Origin of the sequence: Vibrio frigidus (assembly GCF_042465995.1) — a bacterium.
GTDB lineage: Bacteria > Pseudomonadota > Gammaproteobacteria > Enterobacterales > Vibrionaceae > Vibrio.
Window position 1 is genome coordinate 1 of the sequence record NZ_JBCDMC010000034.1, and the last position, 1,034, is coordinate 1,034.

Sequence of the window (1,034 nt, forward strand, 5' to 3'; positions counted from 1 at the left end):
CTAGCAAATGCAATCCGTGCCCTTAGCATGGACGGTGTTCAAAAAGCCAACTCAGGTCACCCTGGCGCACCTATGGGTATGGCTGATATCGCCGAAGTACTTTGGCGTGGTCACCTAAACCATAACCCACAAAACCCAGAGTGGGCTGACCGAGATCGTTTTATACTGTCTAACGGCCACGGCTCTATGCTGATTTACTCTCTGCTTCACCTTTCTGGTTACGAGCTTTCTATTGACGATTTGAAAAACTTCCGTCAACTACACTCTAAAACACCAGGTCACCCAGAATATGGTTATGCACCAGGCATTGAAACCACGACGGGTCCGTTAGGTCAAGGTATCACTAACGCCGTGGGTATGGCATTAGCTGAAAAAGCCTTAGCCGCTCAGTTTAACCAAGAAGGTCACGACGTTGTTGACCACAACACGTATGTGTTTATGGGCGATGGCTGTTTGATGGAAGGTATTTCTCACGAGGCGTGTTCTCTTGCGGGTACTTTAGGGCTTGGTAAGTTGGTTGCTTTTTGGGATGACAATGGTATCTCAATCGATGGCGAAGTAGACGGCTGGTTTACAGACGATACACCGAAACGTTTTGAAGCGTATGGCTGGCATGTTATCCCTGCGGTAGATGGTCACGATGCAGCGGCTATTAATGCAGCGATTGAAGCGGCGAAAGCAGAAACGGGTAAACCTACCCTTATCTGTACTAAAACGGTGATTGGTTTTGGTTCTCCTAACAAATCCGGTACTCACGACTGTCACGGCGCACCACTAGGCGCAGACGAAATTGTTGCAACACGTAAAGCGTTAGGCTGGGAGCACGGTCCTTTTGAAATTCCATCGGAAATCTATGCGCAATGGTCTGCAAAAGAAGCAGGCGCAGCTAAGGAAGCAACGTGGAACGAGAAATTTGCAGCTTATGAAGCAGCATATCCAGAGCTTGCAGCAGAATTCAAACGCCGCGTAAACGGTGAGCTACCAGCAGAATGGGAAGCAAAAACGTCTCAAATCATCGCAGACCTTCAAGCTAA

Annotated in this window: 1 protein-coding gene; it reads left to right on the top strand. The window is 48.4% G+C overall.

Annotated elements, in window-relative coordinates; translation table 11 throughout:
* Positions 1–1,034, top strand: a 1,034-nt coding sequence (locus tag AACW90_RS22855; RefSeq protein WP_390239361.1) for a thiamine pyrophosphate-binding protein, incomplete at both ends; no start/stop codon positions are given.